Origin of the sequence: Bacteroides gallinaceum, from assembly GCF_030373775.1 — a bacterium.
GTDB lineage: Bacteria > Bacteroidota > Bacteroidia > Bacteroidales > Bacteroidaceae > Phocaeicola > Phocaeicola excrementipullorum.
On sequence record NZ_JAUDEN010000004.1, the window covers coordinates 189,536 to 207,925 of the forward strand.

An 18,390-nucleotide genomic window follows, 5' to 3' on the forward strand; every position below is an offset into this window, starting at 1 on the left:
AATGCAATACCTTGACTTATCATACAGGGAAGATTTTGTTGCAGTATGCGGCGACATTCATGGCGAGTTTGAAACGCTCGCTTTCAATGTCGTGCAGAAAGGAATGGAGAATGCGATTGTCATTGTAGCCGGGGATTGCGGATTCGGGTTCAACAAACTGGCGTATTATGATGACCTGTATAAACGGAAACTGCATAAGAAGTTGGAAAAGCAAAACGTGCTTCTGCTCATGGTACGTGGTAATCATGATGACCCATTGTTCTTTGACAAGGAACTGATTGATTATCCGTATATGAAAACCTTGCCGGATTATACTCTTGTACATACGAAAGGCCACAATATTCTATGCGTGGGCGGTGCCGTTTCCATTGACAGGCAATTCAGGCTTTCGCAAATGGACTATAATCGGATTTTTGGCAAAAAGCGGTTGCCTTTGTACTGGAAAGACGAGTATTTCAGGTATGATGAAGAACAGTTGCGAATCCTTGAAATTGAAAATATAAAGGTTGATACGGTAATCACTCATTCCGCACCGGATTTCTGTCCTCCGCTAACCAAGGGCGATGTGGAACATTTCTGTGCCAACGATGAAGAATTGGCTTCCGATTTGGATAAGGAACGGAAAGATCTTACCCGGTTGTATGAATGGCTTATTGAAAATGGACATCCTCTTTCCAACTGGTTCTACGGTCATTTTCATGCTTCTGCTGAGAGTTTGGATGAGATTACCGGAACAAAATTTCGTCTGCTTGATATTCAAGAGTTAGCAATGTTGAAATAATCGCATTGCCGGTGTACGATATTGCCGTTTATGGACTATATTTGCATCGATGTGGATTTTTAGAAGCATTGGAAAATGATTTCAAAGAAACGGAAAATAGGGATAATCGCTGCTGCATCGGCGTTGGCCGTATGTGCAGTTCTTTTCGCTTTCCGCAGCCAGTTTCTGCGGAATGTGGCGGACAAGAAGATTGCAGGTCTGGAGGAAAGGATGCGGATTGACATCGGCTACGGCAAATTGCAGTTTGACGGACTGGACGAGGTTTCGCTGGAAGGATTGTATGTGCTTCCCAGGCAGAGAGATACGCTGTTGGCCCTCCGCTCGCTCAAACTGGAGCTCAGCGCATGGAAGCTGCTGGCCGGAAGGGTGGACGTGGAACGCGTAAGCATGGACGGCCTGAGGGTAAACTTCCTCAAGGAAAAGGAAGCGGCCAACTATGATTTCCTGTTCGTGAATCAGTCCGGGACAGCCGGGAGTCACGCGGAAACGGATTATGCGCGCAAGACGGAACTGCTGCTGGATGCCTTGTTTGATCTGCTTCCGGCAGATGCCCGGCTGACGGATATTGACATCGCTGAGCGGAAAGACAGCAATTCCGTGCGGCTCAGCATCCCGGAGTTTGTCATCCGCAACCATCGTTTTGAGAGCAAGGTTGCCTTTGAAGAAGACGGGCACACCCAGCTCTGGCAGACAAAAGGAGAAGTCAATTCGGCGGAACGCAGGCTTGCGCTTTCTGTCAGCGCGCCCGACCTGACCGTACCTTACCTCAAGCGGCGGCTGGGAGCGGAAATTAAGTTCGACAGTCTGTACTGCCGGTTTGTGCAGGAGCGGAAAGGAGAGAGCGTCCGCTTGTCGGGCCAGGCGCAGGTGGCAGGTCTGGAAGTCTGTCATTGGAGGCTTTCTCCCTCGGCGGTCAATCTGAATGACGGAGCGATTGATTTCCGGATTTCTGTGGAGAAGGACGCCGTTGAGCTTGACAGTGCCAGCACGGTCCGCTTCAACAAGCTGGCTTTTCATCCTTTTTTGCGGGCGGAGAAGAACGGTCAGCCTGCGGAAGGCATTTTCGGCTGGCATTTTACAGCTTCGGTCAACAAGCCGTGGTTTCCTGCCGACGAACTGTTTTCGTCCCTTCCCGAGGGACTGTTCGAGCATCTGGACGGTATGCGTGTGAGCGGCGAACTGGCGTACAGGGGATTCGTTGACGTAGATTTTTCTTTGCTTGACAGCCTGAAGTTTGACTCGCGGCTGGAGTCAAAAGATTTCAGGATTCTTCAGTTCGGCCGTTCGGATCTGCGGAAGATGTCCGGAGAGTTTGAATATACGGCCTATGAAGGCGGGATTCCTGTGCGCACTTTTGCCGTGGGACCTTCGTGGAATCACTTTGTGCCTCTCGACAGCATTCCCCTGACCATGCAGACGGCTGTACTCCAGAGCGAAGACGGAGCCTTCTTCTATCATCAGGGCTTTCTGACCGACGCGTTGCGCGAGGCGATGATTTACGATCTCAAGAAACGCAAGTTCGCACGGGGAGGGAGCACCATTTCGATGCAGCTGGTGAAGAATGTGTTTTTGAACCGCAACAAGAATCTGGCGCGCAAGCTTGAAGAGGCGCTGATTGTCTGGGTGATTGAAACGGGCCGCCTGACATCGAAAGAGCGGATGTATGAAGTGTATCTGAACATAGCCGAGTGGGGGCCGATGGTTTATGGAATATGCGAGGCGGCAGACTATTATTTTGCGAAACGCCCTTCCGCCCTTACGCTGGAAGAATCCATCTTCCTGGCTTCCATCATTCCAAGGCCGAAGCATTTCATGTGGTCGTTTACGGAAGACGGACGGCTGAAGGACACGCAGGAAGGATATTTCCGTCTGATAGGCAGGCGGCTTGTTGCGAAAGGTGTGATTTCGGAGACGGAAGCTGCGGGGATAGACATTTCCAAAGTTATCCTGAGAGGGGAGGCGAAACGGTATTTTGCCGGCAAGCCTTCTGCCGGGAATCCGGATCCTGTCCGGGAATAAGGCGAGCGCCGTCCGGCTGAAATGAAAAAAAGGTGCGCCGGGATGGTCTGAACTAGTTTCCGGCGCACCTTTCCTTATTGCGTCAAGAGCGGGAAAATGTTATTCCCACTCGATTGTGGCAGGCGGTTTTGACGAAATGTCATAGCATACGCGGTTTACCCCTTTCACCTTGTTGATGATGTCGTTGGAAACCTTTGCCATGAAATCGTAAGGCAAGTGCGCCCAGTCGGCTGTCATAGCGTCTGTGCTGGTTACGGCACGCAGGGCAACCGCACGCTCATACGTACGTTCGTCGCCCATCACGCCCACACTCTGCACGGGAAGCAGGATGACTCCGGCTTGCCATACCTGGTCGTAAAGTGACGTTTCTTTTCCGTCGGCGTCCTTTGTCTTCCAGTCGCGCAGGCCCTGGATGAAGATGTCGTCGGCATCCTGAAGGATGCGTACCTTTTCGCGTGTGATGTCGCCCAGAATGCGGACAGCCAGACCCGGTCCCGGGAAAGGATGGCGGGTAATCAGGTGTTCCGGCATTCCCAGTTCGCGTCCTACGCGGCGCACTTCATCCTTGAACAGCAGGCGCAGCGGCTCGCAGAGTTTCAGGTTCATCTTTTCAGGCAGTCCGCCCACATTGTGATGGCTCTTGATCACGGTTCCGGTGATGGAGAGCGATTCGATGCAGTCGGGATAGATTGTTCCCTGCGCCAGCCACTTCACGTCCTTTATCTTGTGCGCCTCTTCGTCGAACACATCGATGAAGCCTTTTCCGATAATTTTGCGCTTGCGTTCCGGTTCGGTCACTCCGGCCAGTTCGGTAAAGAACTTTTCGCTGGCATCCACGCCGATCACGTTCAGTCCGAGGCACTCATAATCGTGCAGCACGTTCTTGAACTCGTTTTTGCGGAGCATGCCATGATCCACGAAGATACAGGTCAGATTTTTCCCGATAGCCTTGTTCAGCAATACGGCTGCCACTGACGAGTCAACGCCTCCGCTCAGTCCGAGCACCACTTTGTCGTCGCCCACTTGTTCCTTCAGGGCTGCAACCGTAGTTTCGATGAACGAGGCCGCGCTCCAGTCCTGCTTTCCTCCGCAGATGTCAACCACAAAGTTCTTCAGAATCTGCGTTCCGTCTTCCGTGTGGTAAACTTCCGGATGGAACTGCACTCCCCAGAGCTTTTCATTCTTTGCCTGATAAGCGGCCACTGCAACCTTGTCGGTCGAAGCGATTATTCCGAAATTGTCCGGAAGAGCCGTGATGGTATCGCCGTGGCTCATCCATACCTGCGAGTTCTTGCGGATTCCCTTCAGCAGCGGGTTCTGGCTGTCGAATTCCGCCAGATGCGCGCGTCCGTACTCGCGGGTGTTGGCCGGTTCCACTTTTCCTCCGTTGACATACGCCATGAACTGTGCTCCGTAGCAGATGCCCAGAATGGGATATTTGCCCCGGATGCCTGTCAGATCAACCTTGAAAGCCTTTTCGTCGTATACGGAGAAAGGGCTTCCCGAGAGGATGACGCCGATAACCGACGGGTCGTCATGAGGAAACTTGTTGTAGGGAACAATTTCGCAATACATGTTCAGTTCACGCACACGGCGTCCGATAAGCTGTGTGGTCTGTGAGCCGAAGTCAAGGATGATAATTTTTTCCTGCATATTGTGTAATGTAAAAAATGTTCGTAATGCCTGCAAAGATACTGAGAAATATTCAGATATTCTATTCGGCGGTTGTTTTTCGTGAAAAATAATTGCGGCAAGGCACTCCGGACCCTGCTGGCCTTCCGCAACCCGTTTCCGTAGAAGCTGAAAAGGACATCCTTCCGTGTCAGCGTATGAAGCTCGTCATGATGCCTTTTTCTTTTTCAGGCACCTGCTGTCCTCCGTTCTTCAGGCTTTTCAGCATCCATGCCATATTGTTTCCCAGCGTGCGCATGGTCTGCAATCCCTCGGCATCTTGCGAGGCTTCACCCGGCAGCCGTCCGTGTACGCTGTTCCAGTATTGTGAACTTACGACAGGCATGTTGCTGATTGTAAAATACTTGTTCAGTCGGTCGAACGTGGCGCTCGCTCCTCCGCGCCGGCATACGGCCACCGATGCCGCGGGTTTATATTGCAGCAAAGACGATGCGGAATAAAACAGTCTGTCGAGCAGCGCACAGAGCGAGCCGTTCGGTCCGGCATAATAGACCGGCGAGCCGATTATGATGCCGTCTGCCGTTTCCAGCTTTTCCCTTACCTTATTATATAGTTCATCCTTGAACACGCATCTGCCCAGCTCCGCACAGCGGTTGCAGGCGATGCATCCCTGCACGGCCTTTGTGCCGATAGAGATCATTTCCGTTTCTATTCCGTTTGCTTGCAAGGCTTTCGCCGCTTCTGTCAGGGCGATGCAGGTGTTTCCCTTGCTCCGCGGACTTCCGTTAATCAATAATACCTTCATTCTTTTTTGCTGTTATAAAGTTTATAGAATCATGCCGATCTGTTTGTCGGCGGTGCAAAGATAAGGTAAAAAAGCTGCCGTGCGGTTGGCATAAGGCTCAAATAACATTGTTGAAAGGTATGTCAAGAAGGTTTGCTTCACCGAGCATCAGTATGTGCACCGCGGAGATACGCTGCTGGTGCTGGAAGATGCCGAATTCCGGATCCGGCTGGAAGAAGCGAACGCTGCGCTGCTTGACGCAAAGGGGGCAAAAGACGTGCTGCATTCGGGGATAGAGGCTTCGCGCAAGAATATAGCCATACAGGATGCCGCTGCCAGCCACGGAGGGTATGACGGTCCGCTCTTGCTGACAAATGCCGGCTTCTACGGCATCTTGCAGGATCAAGGCTTGCTGCTGGGCATAAAGATCCTGTTTGGCTACCTGTTGCTGGCTGCCGTTCTGCTGGCTGTTCTTTCGGCCATGATACCGTTTCATAAGACTGTGAAAGTTCCTGTGGTAAAGGCTGGTGCGGATATGGCATGACAGAAAGCCTGTCCGATGGTTGGAAAAACGGATTCTTTTGCTTACATTTGGACGTATCAATTTCATCAACCTTGAAGGACATGAAAACGATGGATCCGTTGAAAATCATATCTGTCTTGCTGGTGCTCGCGGCGGGAGGCGGAGTGGGGGCTTGCCGGAAACAGCACCGGCCGGCAGCGGGCGCGGACGCATCTGTGCTTCGGCAGGAGGTGACCCGGAACGACACTGTTACCGTTTCCGATCTGCCGGGCAGCAGTGTGGAGCGTCGTCCCTCTCCTTGCGAAGAGATTTACGAACTCGTGGAGGAAATGCCGGCTTTTCCCGGAGGACAGGAAGAGCTGAGAAGGTACATTTCCGGCCATCTGCGTTATCCCGGACCGGAGGCTGGGAAGGAGATTGAAGGAAAAGCTGTAGTCCGTCTGGCTGTAATGTCGGACGGCAGTGTAGGCGAAGTGCGCATCGCCCGTTCGCTGGATCCGTATCTGGACAAGGAAGCGGTGCGTGTGGTTTCGGAAATGCCCCGTTGGATTCCCGGCCGGCACGAAGGAAAAGCCGTGAATGTGTGGGTGGTGCTTCCGGTAGAATTTGCGCGGGACGCTTCCGGCGGACTGCGTCTGAAATGAAAAGCAGTGTGAGGATTGATTATGGCTGGTAACGAACGTTCCGATTTCAGGAAAGACGTGTATGATGTGGTTGCGTCCATTCCATGCGGGAAAGTGCTGACATACGGGCAGGTAGCATGGCTTTCCGGAAGGCCCGGCTGCCCGCGGCTGGTAGGAAGGCTGTTGTCTGAAGCTGCGGACAGTCTGCATCTTCCCTGCCATCGTGTGGTGAACAGTCAGGGCAGAACAGCGCCTCATTGGCCGGAACAGGCCGGTTTGCTGAGAGGAGAGGGGGTTGTGTTCCGGAAAAACGGCTGTGTGGACATGAAAGTCTGCAACTGGAAGCTTTCCGGTGCAGAGGAGTTAGCGGGCTTTGATCAGGCCGCTGATTGACTTCAGCGTGTTTCTTCGTGCCGTTTTCATTCCCGCGGACAGTGATTCCGGTTCGAGCATCTCCAATGTTGTCCGGAGTTCGGAAAGCAGTTCGGGAGAGAACTTGCATTGTTCGCAGGCCAGCTTTACGGAAAGGCATCTGACGGCTGTCGGTTCATCCGATGCCACGATGCATCTCAGGCAGAAGTCGAAGAAGTCTGTCCGGAAACCGTTTTCCGTAAACGGCTGGCGCAACAGCAGGCCGAGCAGCAGGCGGCGTTTCGTGCCGCTTGGCGTGCGCATTGCTTCGTCGATCAGTTCATTGTGCCTGGGGTAAAGCCATTGGTTGCTGTGGAGGTCGAAGTGTGCGAATACCCATGCCGCATTCTCCGCTATCCGTTTGTCTTCATCGAAGAGCAGGGTATAAAGGGCGGACTTCACGGGTTCATCCTCTATGCCCTGCGCATAAAAAGTGATTTCGTGAATGTCGTCTTCGTGAAGTCTGCCCGACAGCCGCTTCCGGAGAGTAGTGTAATTCATTTCTGCAATTTTTTTTGTCATTACGAAGTTAGTCAGTTCAAGCCGGTTCGCACGGGCTCTCTGTTCTTTCCTTACCGTGTAGCCCTGCCGCTCGAAAAACGGGCGTGCCGTGATGCTGACTTCTGAAATGATTTCGCCAGTTCCCCGGCCGCCTGCATAAGATTCCATTTCCGAGAGAAGGGCGGAGGCGATGCCTTTCCGCTGCCAGTCCTTGTGGATGAACATGGAGTGCAGATAGCCTTCGCCGTTGACGGATGCGAAGCCCACGATCTGCTTGCCGGCGTTCAGCGCAACAAGAAAGTGGAAGCGCGACAGCAGGTCTTCCCAATGCGCCGTGCTGTCGCCACATGAAGCCCAGTCCTTCACTTCTTCCGGCGTATAGCCTTTTGCGTTGACAGTGAGGACGGTATCCTGAAAAAGCCGGCGAAGCTCACGAATGTCTGCAACGGTTGCCGGCCTCAGGAAGCAATGGATCTTGTTCTTGCATTTCTCGGACATCTCTCGGAACGTTACGTTTCAGAACTGGAAGAATTTCTTTGCGTTATAGTAGCTGATGTCTTCTGTCATCTGCCGTACGCGTGCCATCTCGCAGAACGGAATTTCTCCGTTTTCCACGTCGTTTCCGAGCAGGTTGCACAATGTGCGGCGGAAATATTCATGGCGCGGATAGGAAAGGAACGACCGCGAGTCGGTGAGCATGCCCACAAAGCGGCTCAGCAGTCCGAGGAGCGAAAGGGCATTCATCTGTTTTTCCATGCCGTTCTTCTGGTCGAGGAACCACCAGCCGGAACCGAACTGTATCTTTCCGGGTACCGATCCGTCCTGGAAGTTGCCTATCATTGTGGCAATCATTTCGTTGGCGCATGGATTCAGGTTATACAGGATTGTCTTTGTCAGTTTCCCTTCCGTATTCAGCCGGTCGAGGTATTTGGACAGGGACTTTGCCGTTGAAAACTCGCCGATCGAGTCAAAGCCGGTGTCCGGACCGATCAGCCTGAACATCTTGGTGTTGTTGTTTCGGATGGCTCCGTAGTGGAACTGCTGGGTCCATCCTGTTTCCCAGTCCATTTCGGCAAAGGCAACCAGCATGGCCGACTTGAACTTCAGCATTTCGCCGCGGGTCAGCTCTGTCCCTCCGTATACTTTGTCGAAGATGGCTTTGATCTCCGCTTCGGTATAGTCTTCTGCATAGAATTCTTCTACGCCGTGGTCAGAGAGCTTGCATCCTTGTTCGGCAAAGAATGCGTGCCGTTTGCGCAATGCGTCGATCATGTCGTCGAACGTTGAAATCCGGATGCCGCTGGCTTCAGACAGTTTCTCCATGTAGGCTCTAAACTCGGACGGCACCTCCACTGCCATGGCCTTGTCCGGACGCCAGGTAGGCAGCATCTTTATTTCAAATCCGCTCTTGCGGGTGGCTATGTGGTATTCGAGCGAGTCGGCAGGGTCATCGGTCGTGCACACGGTTTCTACACGGTAACGCCTCATCAGGTTCCGTGCGGAAAATTCGGGTGTCGCCAGTTTGGCGTTGCATTCGTCAAATATTTCGCGCGCTGTATCCGGATTCAGGGTCTTGGTGATTCCGAAAGCCGTTTTCAGTTCCAGGTGCGTCCAGTGATAAAGCGGATTCCGCAGCGTATAAGGAACGGTTCCCGCCCATTTCTCAAACTTTTCCCAGTCGGAAGCGTCCCCCGTGCAGTAGCGTTCTTCTACGCCGTTGCTTCTCATGGCCCGCCATTTATAGTGGTCGCCTCCAAGCCAGAGTTCGGTGATTGACTTGAACTGATAGTCTTCGGCCACCATCTTCGGGTCCAGGTGGCAGTGGTAGTCGATGATCGGCAGTTTGGCGGCATGGTTGTGATACAGATCCTGAGCAGTTTCAGTTTGCAGCAGGAAATTCTCGTCCATAAACTTTTTCATGATTGTTGTGTTTTTATCGTAGGTAGTAAATTCGTTTTTTCCGTTATCGGACACGAATGTATGAATTTTATTTTTAAATGCAAAATGTTTTGCTGCTGCAATGCCTGTGCTTTTGCAGTCCATGGGGAATATCGATTGGCGGATTGCTTGCTTTTGCGGATTTTTTTTCTTATCTTGGCGAAAAGGAGGAGAGCAGATGGGATGGAATGATGAACTATATCGTTTGGCCCCGGAAATTGCCGGCAAGCAATTGGAGCGGATCGGCACATTCAATCGGGGAAGGACGCGTGACAACGGGGTATACCTGATCAGTCTGGCTACAAAATACCGCCCTTATTATGCTTTGTGGCGGAAGTTTGCGCAGCGTGAAGTTCCGGTCTTTGTCCGCACGCTGGGAGTTGTGTTTGACCAGTCGGTCGACCGTGCGTTTGCCTTGCTGCAAAACTGCAATGTGGGGCTTGACATAGCTTCCGGTTCCGATCTTGAAGCTTTTTATGCCGAATCAGACACTGTCATTCCGTTCGGAAAATACAAAGGCAAGCATCTTTCTGAGATTTCTTACATTGACCCGTCGTATGTGTACTGGCTTGCAAACAAGTTTGTGGCAAGCAGCAAGAAGTATGACCGTCTGAAGGAGCTGGCCGGTTTTCTTGTCATCGTCCATTTCGAGTTTACGGTCCACAAGCCCCGCATCTCTTCGGTAAGCAAATTTGTCAGAAATGTCGGCGACAGGCTGAAAGACCTGGAACTGACTGTGCTTAACGTGCGCCTTCAGGTGGATACCTATAAGCCGGACTTCTTTGTAGACCAGAACGTGCTGGCGGCCGACCGTGACGGCAACCGCTTCACGTTTCTGATAAAAGCCGCCGCCGGAAGCCTGACTCCCAATGCCCTCAGTTGCCGGAGCCGGAAAGTGAACAGGTACGAAGTGCTGCGGGTGAAATCGGCTAAGGTGCTGGCGCATTATGAATCGCACGGGGTGCGCTATACGCGGCTGGGATATGTCAGGATCTATTGATCCGGTCTTTACGTTTGTCAGGGAAGGCTTCCATAGCCTTTCGCACGTAGTCTTTGCTCAGATCCGCGGGTTTCAGCACCCGGTTGTCATACTTGAGCAGGTCGATGTCTAACGGGACAAGCCCTTTGTCCTTGTCTTCGGGAGTGCGTCCGTTTTCCCTTTCTATCTCCTTGCAGATCCGGGCAACCTCGTTTGCTTCCAGGGTTGTCCTGAAGCAGGCAATCCGGTTGAGGTAGCTTGGCGTCTTCGACTGGTCCCCTTCGGGCAAAGTGTTTACGGCCTTTCCCCACCGGATGTCGGGAAACAGAAATCCCAGCGCCGTTTCCGCCTGTTTCAGATGGAGTTCGGCATTGGAGTTGGATCCCAGACACAGAAGGCAATGATGGGCTTTATTCATAAATCTGCTTGTTCTTCGTTTACGGCGGACGCAAATATATGCTTTTCTTCAGACATACGGAAATGAAAGTGCCGCAATTGGACAGGTTGAAAAATGATTCGTCATCTTGATCAAAAGACCGCGGTCTTTTACCTGAAATTACCCGTTATCTTGATCAAAATTACCCGTTATCTTAAATTGCTGATTGCATCATTCTTTAAGGCCTGTTTGACAAATTTATCGGGAATACCGCATGCCGCCCAATCCGGCTTTTTTATTCGGGAGTGATTTCGTTGGGCGAGGGAAGCTGCTTCCAGCCCTCTCCGAAAGTGTCGTAAGCGTCTGTGACCACGACGAAGGCCCGCGGATCGGCCTGCTTGATCTTCAGTTTCACGCCCGCCACTTCCTTGTAGCTGACAACAAGAAAAAGCATTTCTTTGTCTGCTCCTGAATACAGTCCGCTGCTTTTGATGTATGTTGCCGTGCGGTCGAGGTCTTTCAGGATATAGTCATGCAGTTCAGTCATTTTTTTGTCGCTGATGACAAAAATCAGCTTGTCGTTCTTTGATCCGTTTATGACGTATGCAATGACACGGGATATGATATAGATGGCAATCAACGAATAGAAGGACAGATGCCATGAAGGTTGCGAAGAGCCGTCCGCGCTGCCGATTCCGAATCCGATGACAAGCAGTCCGAAGCACACAACCGTTCCGTCAACAAACAGAATCGCGTGCGAAAACCGGATGTGGCAGTATTTCTGGAGAAACATTCCCACGATGTCGCTTCCGCCGGTGGTTGCCTGATTGCGTATGACGATGCCGGTTCCAATTCCTATCAGTACGGAACCGATGATGCAGGTAAGCATCAGATGCTCGGACAAGTCCATGCTTCCTCCCAGCAGCTGCGCCGGATCGAGCGCCTGCAATGCTTCTTTGCTGGGGTATGCGAGTCTGGAAATCAGGTTCATGAGCAGGGGAGTGGTCAGTGCGGCCGCAATCGTTCTTCCTCCCAGCTTTGCGCCGAGAAAAATGACTGACAGTATGAGCAGGGGAATGTCGAACATGTATCCGAAAGTACCCACCTGGATTGACGGAAAAAGGTTGTGCAGCACGATGCTTGCGCCATAAACTCCTCCCGGCACGATGTTGTAAGGGTTGATAAAGAAGACAAAGCCGGCGGCCAGTATGGTACAGCCCGCCAGTATCTGAATCCACGAAAATACTGTTTGTTTCATAAACTCCATTTTTATGCAGCAAATATACAAAACTATTTCCGAATAATGAAATGAAGCGGGCGGATTGATTTGGACATAAAAAAGGGGATGCGCCCTTTTCGCTTTCAGATTGCGGCACATCCCCTCTATTCCGATGAGAATCGATTAGTGGATTTCAATCACACGGTTGACTTTGGCTTTTTCTTCGGGAGTACGTTTCGGAAGATCAATGGTCAACACACCGTCGCTGACATTTGCGTTGATGTTTTCTTTCTCCACATCGTCCGGAATAACCAGCCTCTGTTCGAATTTTGAGTATGAGAACTCGCGGCGCAGATACTTCTTGTTTTCCTTGTCCTCTTCTTTCGACTCATTCTTCTTTTCCATTGAAATGACCAGTTCGTTGTCTTCACTCAAATGGATGTTGAAATCGTCTTTTGTCATACCCGGAGCAGCTACTTCAACCTTGTAGTCTTTGTCGCTTTCGATGACATTGATTGCAGGAGCTGTAGCGTTGGCTCTTACCATCCAGTCGTTATCAAAGAAATCATTAAAGATACTCGGTAACCAGTTCTGACTGTAATTTTTTCTAGTCGGCATCATAGTTGTAATCTCCTATTTTTAATTGTTATACATTCAATTTGTTTTTTAATCCCTCTGCCTTTCGGCTTCGGAATTCACCCATTAAATTGCAAAGACTGTGCCTTTTGACATAATGTCACTTTCCAGGCCAGAGCATTTCACATTTCGGATAATTCTTTAAACAAATTGTCGGCCTATTTAATTCTGTGCAAACTTTATTAGCCAAATTCATGGAGGGAAGCGTTTGTCAAAATGTCGTTTATAGTGTCGTTATGTCAGAAAAGTGTTGCTTGAATCACAAGAAAAAGGTATATTTGCAGGGAAAGAACATTTATATAACAGGTATAAGATATGAAAAAGTCAATGATTCTGTTGGCCGGTGCAGTCATGATACTGGCTTCGGCCTGTGGCGGATCAGCCAAGAAGCAGGCGGCAGACGAGGCCGACTCCATTACAGCCACGGTATATATGGGAGTAAAGACAATCCGGCTGGACAGTGTAAAAGCTACCTGGATCCGCGACAACAGCCACGATAAGCTGATGCCCGTAGGGTTGTTTGACCAAAATGCATCGCAGCTTGCCGATTCCTTGGGGCTGAAAGACGGCATTCCTTCGTCGGTCAGTACGTTTCTGGTAGAAACAGGCGGAAAGCGGATTCTTTTCGATACGGGGGTGGGGGCTTCAGACAGCCAGCTTCAGACCGGACTGAAGGCCTTGGGAATTGCTCCGGACGAGGTGGAATACCTGTATCTCACTCATTTTCACGGCGACCATATCGGCGGTATGATGAAAGGCGACACCGTGGTGTTTGCGAAAGCGCAAGTATATGCCTCAAAAGCGGAATATGACGCATGGATGAAAATGGATGCGGAGAAGAAAGCGCAGGTGGTGAAAACGATGGAAGCGTATAAGGACAGGCTCCATCTGTTCGAGTTCGGGGATGAACTTCCGGGACATGTCATGGCTATCAAGGCTGCCGGGCACACGCCGGGACATACGGCGTATCAGATCGGCAAGCTGCTGGTTGTTGGAGATTTGATGCATGGAGCTGCGTTGCAGACGGTGAATCCTGATATCTGCGCTTCCTACGATATGGACAAGCAGGAGGCCGTAGCCACTCGCCGGATTCTGCTTGACTATGCAAGGAAGAACGGACTCACGATGGCCGGCATGCATCTGCCCATGCCGGCGTTCAGATAATGAGGTCAGCGTGCCGCCGCTTCTTCGTTCGCGAAACTGATGGCGCGGTTCAGATAAGCGATGAAAGGCTTTGTCGTGCGGAACGCATCAATGGTGCGTTCCAGCAGATTCCCTTTCAGCATGAAATCCTTCCCCGGTTCGTAGACCAGGCAATAGGTGCGGTACATCAGGTAAGGAGAGAAAGGTGCGTCTTTGGGGAATCCGTTGGGCACTCTTTTCAGCATGTCGGAATTGTCGAGGCTGAACAGGGGAGCCTGTCGGAGCGTCTTTTCAAACTCTCCATTATCGTTGCAGATGTCTTCGCGGAGAATCCGGAGCGCTTTGGGGTTGAAACAGTAATCCCCTGAGGCAAGCATGTTTCCGCCCGGATAACCCGCTTCGTGCGGACCGATCTGAAAATAATAGCCCGAGAATCCGGATTTTTTCCCTCCCGGGCAGATGAATGCGCCCATGTGGCATTTGTATGGCCGCTTGTCGGGAGAGAAACGGGTGTCGCGGTAGATGCGGTAGGTGCATTCCTTGGCGGTCAGTCCGCTGACAGACTCATCGAATCCGGCTATGCCGGCAATCAGCTTTTCAGTGAATCCGTTGAACTTTTCCTGCGCCGCAAGATAGTCGCTTTTGTGTTCGTGAAACCATTCCCGGTTGTTGTTTTTCTCCAGCCGAGATAAAAACTCAATTATTTCTTTCATCTTGTTTCTTTTTTGAGATACCGGGGCGGGTGGACAGCCGTTTCCCGATATGCGGTTTTTCTTCTGCAAAAATAACGTTTTATCGGATGGGATATTCTCTCTCGGATAAAAAATGTATATTTGTCAGGAAATAACAAACTGGAATATATGATGAAGTTCGGAAAGAAATGGCGGATCGTTTCCGCAGCAGTTATAGGCGTTATCGCCCTGGGGTTTATTTTCTGGCCGAAGCCGAAAGCCGGCGACGAGCCTGATGAAGTGGAGGTGACCGATTCGGCGGAAGTTGAACGGCTGGTGCTGGAATATGGAATACCGGTGGACCGTTACAAGGTGGATTACGGAATCGTGGAGCGCAACCAGAACCTTTCGTCCATCTTGTCTAACCACGGGCTGACATCGAGGAATATCCATGATCTGAATGAGAAGGCAAAAGACGTGTTTGACGTGCGGAAGATACGCGACGGACAGGCCTATGCGGTTTTCAAGACCAAGGACAGCATCCCGCAGACCATGTTTTTCGTTTATGAGGAAACTCCGAAGTCATACGTAGTGTTTGATCTGCGGGGAGATTACCGGGTGTATAGGGGAGAGAACCCGGTGGAATGGAAGCAGAAGGAAATCAGAGGCAGGGTAGAGTCTTCACTGTGGCTTGCCATGGAGAAGTGTGACGCCTCGCCGTTGCTGGCGCTTGTGCTTTCCAATATCTACGGATGGTCTATCGACTTTTTCAGCCTTCAGAAAGAAGATGAGTTCAGGGTGGTTTACGAGCAGGAGTGTGTAGACGGCAAGGAACTTGACAATTTTCATGTGCTTGCCGCTTCTTTCCGCCATTCGGACAGCACATATTATGCCATCCCTTTCACTCAGGACGGAGAGGAACTGTACTATGGCGTGACAGGGAACAGTCTGGAGGGGGCGTTTCTGAAAGCTCCGCTCGACTTCTACCGCATTACGTCGAGGTTCTCCAACAGCCGCTTCCATCCGGTGCTCCGCCGTTACCGCGCGCACCACGGAGTGGACTATGCGGCGCCCAAAGGGACTCCGGTCTATGCGATCGGCAACGGAAAAGTCATAGCCAAAGCCTATCAGCCGAACGGTGCGGGAAACTACCTGAAAATTCGCCACAACAGCGTGTACGTCACAACCTACATGCATCTGTCGCGCTTTGCGAAAGGCATCAAGGTGGGATCGGCCGTAAAGCAGAAGGAAGTGATCGGCTATGTCGGATCGACGGGACTTTCAACGGGGCCGCATCTTGACTTCCGCGTGTTTGAGAACGGAAAGCCCATCAACCCGCTTCTCATCAAGTCGCAGCCCAAAAAGCCGGTCAAGCCTGAGCTGATGCCTCAGTTCGTGTCGCTGCGCGATTCATTGGTAAGGCGGTTGGAGGCCATGGCCGATTCCGTGGCCGGATAATGCCTGCCGGATTACGACTTGTTGAGTATCACCAGGGCTGCGATGACTCCTGGTATCCATCCGAAGAGCGTGAGAATGAACACGATAAGTATGGAGCCGCAGCCTTTGTCGAATACGGCCAAAGGCGGAAAAATAATCGAGAGAATCACTCTGAAAACTGACATAATCTAATTAATTTGGGGTTAATGGTTTCAAAGGTAGATTTTTTTTGTGAACCAGCAAATTTTTTGTCAGATGAATCGGATTTTGAAGTTTTTATCTGTTATATGCATTATGACTGCACATGTTATTCCTTCATTTTCGCAGGCGGGCGGCGAAATACGCCGGCCTGCGGTGGCGGGACGCTTCTATCCCGCTGATCCTGATACGCTGAGGTCAGAGGTGAACCGTTTTCTGTCGGAGGCCGGAACGGACAGTATATCAAGCGTCCGGGCCATTATTGTTCCCCATGCCGGCTATGTATTTTCTGGTGCTACGGCTTCGAAGGCTTATGCCTGCATTGCTCCGTCTGCGCATTACCGCCGCGTGTTTCTGCTGGGTCCCAGCCACCGGGCAGCGTTCGACGGAGCCTCTGTCAACGGTGCCAGTCCGGCTTATGCGACTCCGCTCGGAGAGGTTAAGGTCGATCAGGAAACATGTGAAAGGCTGGCGCATTCGGACGATGTGTTCTGCTATTTGCCTCAGGCGCATCAGAAAGAACATTGCCTGGAGGTGCAGCTGCCTTTTCTCCAGCAAAGGCTTCAGAGCGTTCCGCCTATTGTGCCTGTCATTGTGGGAACACAGCGGATTGAAAAACTGGAACGTGTGGCTCAAGCTTTGCTGCCTTATTTTACATCCGAGAACCTGTTTGTCATCAGCAGCGACTTTTCTCACTATCCTCCTTATGCGGATGCCTGCAAGGCGGACAAGGCAACGGGAGATGCCATTCTTTCAGCATCGGTGGAAAATTTCATGCGTGCCATTGCCGGCAACTCGTCGCACGGTTATCAGAACCTGCTGACCAGTGCCTGCGGACAGGCTCCCATAGCCGTACTGTTGCTGATGATGCAGCAAACTCCCGGTCTGCAAATGAAGCATCTGGGCTACTGCAATTCGGGCGATTCGCCTTACGGCGGACGTGACGAGGTGGTAGGCTACCATGCGTTTGCCGTGTCGGAGGGCGGCGGCGGAAAAACCTTCAGGCATGTCAGTGATACGTTTTCGCTGCGTGCTGCGGAGAAGGCCGAACTGCTGCGGATAGCCCGCAAGAGCATTGAGAATGAACTGGAAGGGAAGATGGAACTGCCGTATGATTCTGCACGTCTGACAGACACGCTGAAGATGAACTGCGGTGCATTTGTCACCCTTCACCTGAACGGAAAGCTGCGCGGATGCATCGGTATGCTGGCGGGCAGGCGTCCGCTTTATCTCACCGTATCGGACATGGCGCGGGCGGCGGCTTTCGAAGATGCCCGCTTCAGGCCTGTGACGCTTGAAGAGATGAAGGATGTGCGCATCGACATTTCTGTGCTTTCTCCGCTGAGAAAGATTCATTCCGTTGAGGAGTTTGAACTGGGAAAGCATGGCATCTTCATGGTGAAGGATGCGCGCAGCGGCACCTTCCTGCCGCAGGTGGCCGAAGAAACGCATTGGACGAAGGAGGAGTTTCTGGGGCATTGCGCGCGCGACAAGGCGGGCATCGGATGGAACGGCTGGCGAAGTGCCGAACTTTATGTATACGAAGCGGAGGTCTTTGATGAAGGCGAGGTTGAATAAGCAGCAGATACCCTGTCGTGAAGCGGAGTATTATGAGCGGTGCGCTGACGGAACGGCCGTGTGCCGTCTTTGCCCGCACAACTGCCGCTTGAAGGAAGGTGCCCGCGGGCATTGCAGAAGCAGGATGAACCGTGAGGGCAGACTGTGGACCGACGCATACGGCAAGGTTTGTGCCGTGCAGGTTGATCCGGTGGAGAAGAAGCCGCTGCTCCACTTTCATCCCGGCGATGACTGCCTTTCGCTTGCCGCGGCAGGCTGCAACCTGTCGTGCAGGAACTGCCAGAACTGGCGTATCTCGCAGGCAGCTCCGGACGAACTGGACTTCCGCTGTCTGGCACCGGACGATGTGGTTGCTTTGGCGGAGAAAGCCTCCTGCCGGCTTGTGGCCTATACATATACAGAACCGCTTACATACCTTGAGTATACCCGCGACTGTGCCCGCGCCTGCAGCGAAGCCGGGCTGCAGAACATTCTGGTCACGGCAGGCTATGTAAACGAAGCACCGCTGAAGGATCTGCTGCCGTATGTGAGCGCAGCGAATGTCGACTTGAAATCTTTTTCTGACAATCTGTACAAATCGGTCTGCGGCGCTTCGCTCGCACCCGTCCTCCGTTCGCTGGAACTGATGAAGGAGGCAGGGGTGTGGATTGAGATAACCAACCTGCTGATTCCGGGCGTGAACGATGACATGGAAATGATACGGCGCATGTGCCGTTGGCTTGCGGCTCATGGCTTTGGAGAGAATCCGCTGCATTTTACCCGTTTCTTTCCGCAATACCGCATGAGCGAACTGTACCCGACTCCCGTACGGACGCTGGTTCGGGCGCGTGAGGTGGCGGCTGAATGCGGAATCCGCCATGTTTATCTGGGAAATGTGTAGCGGCACAAAAATCCGGAAATGCGGGCGCAGCGGGCAGAGCTGTGGAATAAAAAACGGTATG

Annotated in this window: 18 protein-coding genes and 2 pseudogenes; 10 read left to right on the top strand and 10 right to left on the bottom strand. The window is 51.9% G+C overall.

Going from position 1 to position 18,390, the window contains the following annotated elements:
- Position 1: 1 nt before the first annotated feature.
- Both QUW60_RS04050 and QUW60_RS04055 read left to right on the top strand, forming a co-directional pair.
- Positions 2 to 781: a metallophosphoesterase gene (locus tag QUW60_RS04050; protein WP_289558600.1), complete on the top strand. Its 780-nt coding sequence runs from the start codon at positions 2 to 4 to the stop codon at positions 779 to 781.
- Between the two features lie 75 nt (positions 782 to 856).
- Complete coding sequence (locus tag QUW60_RS04055; protein ID WP_289558603.1) at positions 857 to 2,800, top strand: transglycosylase domain-containing protein; 1,944 nt, start codon at positions 857 to 859, stop codon at positions 2,798 to 2,800.
- Positions 2,801 to 2,899: 99 nt separating this feature from the next.
- Here QUW60_RS04055 and guaA read toward each other — a convergent pair whose 3' ends face one another.
- A complete protein-coding gene (gene guaA, locus QUW60_RS04060) occupies positions 2,900 to 4,453 on the bottom strand; it encodes a glutamine-hydrolyzing GMP synthase (RefSeq protein ID WP_258337465.1) in 1,554 nt (517 codons plus the stop codon).
- A 169-nt stretch (positions 4,454 to 4,622) separates the two neighbouring features.
- A complete protein-coding gene (locus QUW60_RS04065; RefSeq protein ID WP_258337464.1) occupies positions 4,623 to 5,237 on the bottom strand; it encodes a flavodoxin family protein in 615 nt (204 codons plus the stop codon).
- 118 nt (positions 5,238 to 5,355) lie between these two features.
- On the opposite strand from QUW60_RS04065, the pseudogene QUW60_RS04070 reads away from it, so the two are divergent.
- The 3 genes and pseudogenes from QUW60_RS04070 to QUW60_RS04080 form a co-directional block, all read left to right on the top strand.
- Positions 5,356 to 5,547 (top strand): annotated as a pseudogene (locus QUW60_RS04070) (HlyD family secretion protein); the annotation flags it as partial.
- A gap of 293 nt (positions 5,548 to 5,840) precedes the next feature.
- Entirely contained in the window at positions 5,841 to 6,383 is a 543-nt protein-coding gene (locus QUW60_RS04075; protein ID WP_289558607.1) for an energy transducer TonB, read from the top strand.
- Between the two features lie 21 nt (positions 6,384 to 6,404).
- A complete protein-coding gene (locus tag QUW60_RS04080) occupies positions 6,405 to 6,755 on the top strand; it encodes an MGMT family protein (RefSeq protein ID WP_289558609.1) in 351 nt (116 codons plus the stop codon).
- Here QUW60_RS04080 and QUW60_RS15170 read toward each other — a convergent pair.
- The 3 genes and pseudogenes from QUW60_RS15170 to uxaC all read right to left on the bottom strand — a co-directional run bounded on the left by QUW60_RS15170 (position 6,726) and on the right by uxaC (position 9,194).
- Positions 6,726 to 7,295 carry a HEAT-like fold family protein gene (locus tag QUW60_RS15170; RefSeq protein WP_491745705.1) on the bottom strand — a complete coding sequence of 190 codons (570 nt, stop codon included), beginning with the start codon at positions 7,293 to 7,295 and terminating at the stop codon, positions 6,726 to 6,728. The two genes, QUW60_RS04080 and QUW60_RS15170, sit on opposite strands and share 30 nt — an antisense overlap.
- Positions 7,281 to 7,772, bottom strand: a pseudogene (locus QUW60_RS04085) (GNAT family N-acetyltransferase); the annotation flags it as partial. The pseudogene QUW60_RS04085 and the gene QUW60_RS15170, both read right to left, overlap by 15 nt.
- An 18-nt stretch (positions 7,773 to 7,790) precedes the next feature.
- Entirely contained in the window at positions 7,791 to 9,194 is a 1,404-nt protein-coding gene (gene uxaC, locus QUW60_RS04090; RefSeq protein ID WP_289558611.1) for a glucuronate isomerase, read from the bottom strand.
- Between the two features lie 196 nt (positions 9,195 to 9,390).
- Between uxaC and QUW60_RS04095 the strand changes: the two genes are divergently transcribed.
- The gene (locus tag QUW60_RS04095; protein ID WP_289558613.1) at positions 9,391 to 10,212 is read left to right on the top strand and encodes an exodeoxyribonuclease X C-terminal domain-containing protein; all 822 of its coding nucleotides are present in this window, start codon (positions 9,391 to 9,393) and stop codon (positions 10,210 to 10,212) included.
- Here QUW60_RS04095 and QUW60_RS04100 read toward each other — a convergent pair.
- From QUW60_RS04100 to QUW60_RS04110, 3 genes are all read right to left on the bottom strand, one after another.
- Positions 10,199 to 10,609 (bottom strand): 2-amino-4-hydroxy-6-hydroxymethyldihydropteridine diphosphokinase, encoded by a 411-nt coding sequence (locus QUW60_RS04100; protein WP_258337457.1) that lies wholly within the window; start codon positions 10,607 to 10,609, stop codon positions 10,199 to 10,201. The two genes, QUW60_RS04095 and QUW60_RS04100, sit on opposite strands and share 14 nt — an antisense overlap.
- 253 nt (positions 10,610 to 10,862) lie before the next feature.
- Positions 10,863 to 11,825 (bottom strand): YitT family protein, encoded by a 963-nt coding sequence (locus tag QUW60_RS04105; protein WP_258337456.1) that lies wholly within the window; start codon positions 11,823 to 11,825, stop codon positions 10,863 to 10,865.
- Positions 11,826 to 11,969: 144 nt separating this feature from the next.
- Positions 11,970 to 12,407, bottom strand: a complete 438-nt coding sequence (locus QUW60_RS04110; protein WP_258337455.1) for an Hsp20/alpha crystallin family protein — start codon at positions 12,405 to 12,407, stop codon at positions 11,970 to 11,972.
- A 330-nt stretch (positions 12,408 to 12,737) separates the two neighbouring features.
- Between QUW60_RS04110 and QUW60_RS04115 the strand changes: the two genes are divergently transcribed.
- Positions 12,738 to 13,586, top strand: coding sequence for an MBL fold metallo-hydrolase (locus QUW60_RS04115; protein ID WP_289558615.1), 849 nt, complete (start codon positions 12,738 to 12,740; stop codon positions 13,584 to 13,586).
- 5 nt (positions 13,587 to 13,591) lie between these two features.
- Here QUW60_RS04115 and QUW60_RS04120 read toward each other — a convergent pair whose 3' ends face one another.
- On the bottom strand, positions 13,592 to 14,278 hold the full coding sequence (locus QUW60_RS04120) for a DUF2461 domain-containing protein (RefSeq protein ID WP_289558617.1): 687 nt from the start codon (positions 14,276 to 14,278) through the stop codon (positions 13,592 to 13,594).
- 147 nt (positions 14,279 to 14,425) lie between these two features.
- Here QUW60_RS04120 and QUW60_RS04125 point away from each other — a divergent pair, with 147 nt between their 5' ends.
- Complete coding sequence (locus tag QUW60_RS04125; RefSeq protein WP_353479591.1) at positions 14,426 to 15,694, top strand: M23 family metallopeptidase; 1,269 nt, start codon at positions 14,426 to 14,428, stop codon at positions 15,692 to 15,694.
- 11 nt (positions 15,695 to 15,705) lie between these two features.
- Here the strand turns inward: QUW60_RS04125 and QUW60_RS04130 are convergent, their stop codons facing one another.
- On the bottom strand, positions 15,706 to 15,858 hold the full coding sequence (locus tag QUW60_RS04130) for a YqaE/Pmp3 family membrane protein (RefSeq protein ID WP_258337452.1): 153 nt from the start codon (positions 15,856 to 15,858) through the stop codon (positions 15,706 to 15,708).
- A 109-nt stretch (positions 15,859 to 15,967) separates the two neighbouring features.
- Between QUW60_RS04130 and amrB the strand changes: the two genes are divergently transcribed.
- Positions 15,968 to 17,449, top strand: a complete 1,482-nt coding sequence (amrB, locus tag QUW60_RS04135) for an AmmeMemoRadiSam system protein B (RefSeq protein WP_289558620.1) — start codon at positions 15,968 to 15,970, stop codon at positions 17,447 to 17,449.
- On the top strand, positions 17,430 to 18,329 hold the full coding sequence (amrS, locus tag QUW60_RS04140; RefSeq protein WP_289558622.1) for an AmmeMemoRadiSam system radical SAM enzyme: 900 nt from the start codon (positions 17,430 to 17,432) through the stop codon (positions 18,327 to 18,329). Before amrB ends, amrS begins: the two co-directional genes overlap by 20 nt.
- Positions 18,330 to 18,390 lie beyond the last annotated feature (61 nt).

Bases quoted from the DNA above. Each gene is read 5' to 3' on its own strand.
- QUW60_RS04050 (WP_289558600.1), top strand. From the start codon at position 2: ATGCAATACCTTGACTTATCATACAGGGAAGATTTTGTTGCAGTATGC.
- QUW60_RS04055 (WP_289558603.1), top strand. From the start codon at position 857: ATGATTTCAAAGAAACGGAAAATAGGGATAATCGCTGCTGCATCGGCG.
- guaA (WP_258337465.1), bottom strand. From the start codon at position 4,453: ATGCAGGAAAAAATTATCATCCTTGACTTCGGCTCACAGACCACACAG.
- QUW60_RS04065 (WP_258337464.1), bottom strand. From the start codon at position 5,237: ATGAAGGTATTATTGATTAACGGAAGTCCGCGGAGCAAGGGAAACACC.
- QUW60_RS04075 (WP_289558607.1), top strand. From the start codon at position 5,841: ATGAAAACGATGGATCCGTTGAAAATCATATCTGTCTTGCTGGTGCTC.
- QUW60_RS04080 (WP_289558609.1), top strand. From the start codon at position 6,405: ATGGCTGGTAACGAACGTTCCGATTTCAGGAAAGACGTGTATGATGTG.
- QUW60_RS15170 (WP_491745705.1), bottom strand. From the start codon at position 7,295: ATGACAAAAAAAATTGCAGAAATGAATTACACTACTCTCCGGAAGCGG.
- uxaC (WP_289558611.1), bottom strand. From the start codon at position 9,194: ATGAAAAAGTTTATGGACGAGAATTTCCTGCTGCAAACTGAAACTGCT.
- QUW60_RS04095 (WP_289558613.1), top strand. From the start codon at position 9,391: ATGGGATGGAATGATGAACTATATCGTTTGGCCCCGGAAATTGCCGGC.
- QUW60_RS04100 (WP_258337457.1), bottom strand. From the start codon at position 10,609: ATGAATAAAGCCCATCATTGCCTTCTGTGTCTGGGATCCAACTCCAAT.
- QUW60_RS04105 (WP_258337456.1), bottom strand. From the start codon at position 11,825: ATGAAACAAACAGTATTTTCGTGGATTCAGATACTGGCGGGCTGTACC.
- QUW60_RS04110 (WP_258337455.1), bottom strand. From the start codon at position 12,407: ATGATGCCGACTAGAAAAAATTACAGTCAGAACTGGTTACCGAGTATC.
- QUW60_RS04115 (WP_289558615.1), top strand. From the start codon at position 12,738: ATGAAAAAGTCAATGATTCTGTTGGCCGGTGCAGTCATGATACTGGCT.
- QUW60_RS04120 (WP_289558617.1), bottom strand. From the start codon at position 14,278: ATGAAAGAAATAATTGAGTTTTTATCTCGGCTGGAGAAAAACAACAAC.
- QUW60_RS04125 (WP_353479591.1), top strand. From the start codon at position 14,426: ATGATGAAGTTCGGAAAGAAATGGCGGATCGTTTCCGCAGCAGTTATA.
- QUW60_RS04130 (WP_258337452.1), bottom strand. From the start codon at position 15,858: ATGTCAGTTTTCAGAGTGATTCTCTCGATTATTTTTCCGCCTTTGGCC.
- amrB (WP_289558620.1), top strand. From the start codon at position 15,968: ATGACTGCACATGTTATTCCTTCATTTTCGCAGGCGGGCGGCGAAATA.
- amrS (WP_289558622.1), top strand. From the start codon at position 17,430: ATGAAGGCGAGGTTGAATAAGCAGCAGATACCCTGTCGTGAAGCGGAG.